The sequence below is a fragment of the Chitinophaga sp. genome, assembly GCF_036566945.1.
GTDB lineage: Bacteria > Bacteroidota > Bacteroidia > Chitinophagales > Chitinophagaceae > Chitinophaga.
In genome coordinates, this window is sequence record NZ_DATCVJ010000391.1 from 1 (window position 1) to 4,506 (window position 4,506).

At 46.8% G+C, this 4,506-nt stretch carries 3 protein-coding genes; all 3 read right to left on the bottom strand.

The window, feature by feature from the left end:
• Positions 1 to 187: hypothetical protein (locus VIP81_RS11550; RefSeq protein WP_331960174.1), on the bottom strand; the 187-nt coding region annotated here is incomplete at its 3' end.
• A gap of 22 nt (positions 188 to 209) precedes the next feature.
• The gene (locus tag VIP81_RS11555) at positions 210 to 3,665 is read right to left on the bottom strand and encodes a SusC/RagA family TonB-linked outer membrane protein (protein ID WP_331960177.1); all 3,456 of its coding nucleotides are present in this window, start codon (positions 3,663 to 3,665) and stop codon (positions 210 to 212) included.
• An 81-nt stretch (positions 3,666 to 3,746) separates the two neighbouring features.
• Positions 3,747 to 4,506: FecR family protein (locus tag VIP81_RS11560; protein WP_331960180.1), on the bottom strand; the 760-nt coding region annotated here is incomplete at its 5' end.

Sequence of the window (4,506 nt, forward strand, 5' to 3'; positions counted from 1 at the left end):
AGCCCAGGGTCACGATTTCAATACCCGCCTGCGTTAATACGGTAGACAATACCAGGTTGGGGTTGATGGTAGCGGGATTGGAGCCGTTGGGGTTTTCATTCAGTTTCATCAGGTCCTTTTTACAGGACGACATCGTAGTGCCCAACAACCCAAGACAAAGTATGATTGATTTTGTAACTGTTTTCATGTTGCTTAGTTAAATGAGCTTCTTAAAAAGTGACGTTCAGTTTAGCGCCCATTGGTATAGACCAGGGTGTTACATTGTATCTTTCAATGCCCTGCATAAATTGCATACCGGAGCCTTGCACGCTGGTAGAAGGCTGGTAGGCGTTTTCCGGATCGATGCCGATTTTGGCAGCTGTCCACAGAATTATATTCCTGCTGTAGATGGCAATGCTCGCGTTTTGTATTTTGGCAGAAGAGATCAGCTTCTTAGGTAATTCATGAGAGAAGGATACTTCCCGCAGTTTCAGGTAAGAGGCGGGAAACAGGAATGCACGCGCAAAAGACCAGGCCGTGCTGCCCGCATAGGGTAGTGTTAACGTACCGGTGCCGCCCAGATTTTCCGTATAGCCGGTAGGGTTACCATTGTTATCATAACCTTTAGCTCTTACACCCGGAATAAATACGCCGCCATAAGGCAGCACATAAGGGCCGTAGGCAAATGGGTAGCCGTTGTATTCCGGTGTAGGACCACCCACTAACGGAAATTTGTTACCGCTGGGAATGATCAGTTCGTCCTGATGACTCACCAGGTAGTCCCGGAGTTCCTGTCCTTTCATATTACCGGGATTGGTGAGCTTATCGAGGAAGAGTTGTGAGTTACCTTTTTCTTCTCCATAACGGTAGGTCTGGGAAACGAAGTCACCACCATTTCTCCAGTCGAACGTCATGCTCAGCGTAAAGTTTTTATAGGTGATGCTGGTTTGTAATCCCATAATAAAATTCGGGTTGAAGTTGCCGATTTTGTTGCGGGTATTAATCGCATCTATACTTTGCCATTTGCCGGTATTGTCCAGTATGGGATAGCCATAATAGGGAGATGATTTATCGGTGACGGTGACTACCTGCGCATCGTAAATATCGCCGATGTCTTCTCCTACGTACGTCCATGCGCCGCCTTTGCCTTCTTCCCAAAGGGTGTAGTAGGGCAGGTCATCCGGCAGGGAAATAATTTTGGTTCTGTTGCGGGTGAAGTTGGCGTTGACATCCCATCTCCAGTTTTTCCGCTGTACCGGTGTACCGCCAAGGGTTAATTCTATACCCCTGCTTCTTAATAAACCAGCGTTGATGTTACGGGAAGAATAGCCGGAAGAAGGAGGTGTTTTAGGACTGAAGATCTGGTTCTTGTTTTCTACCATGTAATAGGTAGCGGCCATGCGTATACGATTTTTAAACAGGTTTACATCGAGGCCACCTTCAAAAGACGTGGCTATTTCCGGTTTCAGAAATGGGTTGAGCAGGTTGCCGGAACTGGAGAGTCTGGGAATATTACCCCAGGCGCCTGCATTGTATAAAGTACCGAGTAACTGATAAGGGGCGGCGTCATTACCTACCTGGGCAGCGCCACCTCTTACTTTGATCAGGTTAATATTGTCGGAGGTGATGCCCGTCATTTCATTGAGCAGTAAACTAAGTGAAGCCGAAGGATAAAAATAGGCGGCTGCTTCCGGCAGGGTACTGGACCAGTCTGTACGTCCTGTTACATCGAGATAGGCCATGCCTTTGTAACCCAGGTTAATCATACTGTACACGCTGTTCACGCCTTTTTCGTATAGGCTGCTGTTATAGTTCAGATTTTGCGGGGCAATGTTCTGAATGGTATATACACCGGGCGTATTCAGTCCGGTGCCGTCTTTTGTAGAAGTGGTAATATTTTTACCGGTTTGGTAGCGTTTGTTACCTCCTACGGAAATGGAGAAGTCGAAATCGCGGATCTCTTTTTTGTAGGTCAGTAACAGGTCGATGTTGCGTTCGTAATTATTGATGTTGATAATACCATAAGCGCCACCGGGATTATTCAAATAGCTGTTGGCAATTTTTGTTTCTCTTTTTTCGCCATAGGTATCCAGTGCGTATCTGGCCATGAAACTCAGGGAGGGCAGTATTTTCCAGTCGGCCCTGATATTCCCGAATACACGATCTCTTACAAATCCGTTCTTCACTTCATACGCCAGAAAGTAGGGATTGTTAAATACGCCGTTGGCCTGTGTGCGTTGTTGTAGTCCTTCCTGGCCGGGCATCCAGTAATCTTCCAGGTCGCGTACATCGATGTGGGGCGAAATGCTGTAAACGGCCTGCAGGGGATTGGCGCCTCTGTCGCCGGCAGGGCGGTTGTGGGCGTTGGTACGGCTAAAGTCGATGTTGGTACTCAGACTTAATTTTGTATTTACCTGCAGACTGGAATTCAGGTTCAGCGCATTTTTAAACAGGTCGGTATTAGGGATAATGCCTTTGTTGGTCATGTTGGCATAACCTATTCTGTAAGCAATTTTATCGTTGTTGTTAGCCAGCGAAACGGCCGCCGTGGTGGTCATTCCGGTGTTGACAAAGTTTTTCGCATTGTCTTTGTGCGAAACCAAAGGCATGGCAATAGGTTTGCCGTCTTTATCTTTTGGACTGTTCCATTGTACTTCTTCATAACCCATATCCAGTTCTGCACCGAAGGTGCCATCAATATTTTCTGAGATCACGGTGCCGAAAGGGTTGGTGAGCAAGTTACCACTGCGGGAAACGGGGATACCGGAAAATTGTCCGGAGCCAAACTTGGTTTGCCACTTCAGAAATTTATAGGGAATGTCGAATACGGTGTTGATAGATGCATTCACCGTAGCGCGGTTTACTTTTTTGCCGGTTTTGGTAGTGATCAGCACTACGCCGTTGCCGGCGCGGGAGCCATACAACGCTGCTGCGCTGGGGCCTTTTAAGATGGTCACACTTTCTATGTTGTCCATGTTAATATCCGAAATAGCGTTGCCATAATCCACCATATTATCTTTACCAATCTGGCTGATATTATTCACCGTATTGGCCAGCGGCACGCCATCCACTACAAAGAGAGGTTGGTTATCGCTGCTGAGGGAAGTGGCGCCGCGTATAATCATGCTCACCGATGAGCCGGTACCGCCGGTGGAATTGATGGTAACACCGGCCACTTTACCGGACATGGCATTCAATAGGTTTTCCTGTGTTACGCGGTTAAACTCTTTGCCACCCAGTTCTTCCACAGAATATCCCAAGGCTTTCTTTTCTCTTTTAATGCCCAGTGCGGTGACCAGTACCTGCTCCAGCTCTTCCACTTTTTTTTTCAGGACCACCGACAATGATAATTTGCTGGAGTCAGTAATCGTATAGCCTTTAAGGGTATCCGTTACGTAACCGATATGTGTGAAGATAAAACGATAGGGGCCTCCCGCGGGTAATTTCGTAAAAGTAAAGATGCCTTTTTCGTTGGTCACGGTGTTGGCCAACACCAGGTTGTCTGTATTTTCCACCCTTACCATTACGTGAGGGAGAATTTCATTATTGTCGCTTTTAATAATTCCGATGGCGGCAGGATGCGTATTTTGCGCCAGCAGACTACCTATGCATAACTGCGATAGTAGCAGCAGCCAAATTGTTTTGGTGGGACGATCTTTTCGGGATTGTCGGATGTTTACTCGCATAGTATTTCATTTTTAGGCAAAAGGAATCACTGGCAGCCTTTTCAGGCGGCGATAGCTATAGTATGGACTGTTATGTACTGCTTATGGTGTTATGTAAATAACATGATTTGTATGCTTAATAGTTAGGTTGTTTAACGTGGCGATGGTAGACAGAAAATCGGTGAGCGACTCTTTACTACTATCGAAAGTTCCGGTGAAACTCATGTCTGTCAGCGTACTTTCCTGGCATTGAATAGTGATCTTATATTTTTCCGACATTAACCGGAAAACATTTGCCAGCGGTTCGTTGCTGAAAGTAAATATTTCTTTTTCCGGTGCTGCGATTATTTTTTTATCGGCTGGCTTATTGATCTGGCTAATAGTGGCGACCATTTTCACCCGATCAAAGGAAAGGTCCTGCCCAGGCAGCAGGTAGGTGTTTTTTACGCCATTACTGCCCGATAGACTATCTGGTTTAACCACCACCTTGCCGCTGATCAGTTGCACCCGGATATGGCCTTTGCCGGTCTCCCAGGCGGTAATTTTAAAAACGGTGCCCAATGCCGTGGTACCCAGGTTGCCGGCATACACGGTAAAGGGTTTTTCTTTGTCGGGAGCCACTTTGAACAGGGCTTCTCCCGTTAAAAATATTTCCCTGCCGGTAACGGCATAGGAAGACAGGTATTTTATGCGGCTGCCCGGCGCCAGTTCTACCACGCTGCCATCTTTTAAATGAAAGGGTATTATTTTCCGGGTGTTGTTTACCAGTTGTTCATATACGGCCGGTGCTGGTTTTGTTACCTCCACGGTGGCCAGCTTTTTTTCCGGTGCTTTTTCATACCGGCTCCATAGGAAACCGGTA

Bases quoted from the DNA above. Each gene is read 5' to 3' on its own strand.
- VIP81_RS11555 (WP_331960177.1), bottom strand. From the start codon at position 3,665: ATGCGAGTAAACATCCGACAATCCCGAAAAGATCGTCCCACCAAAACA.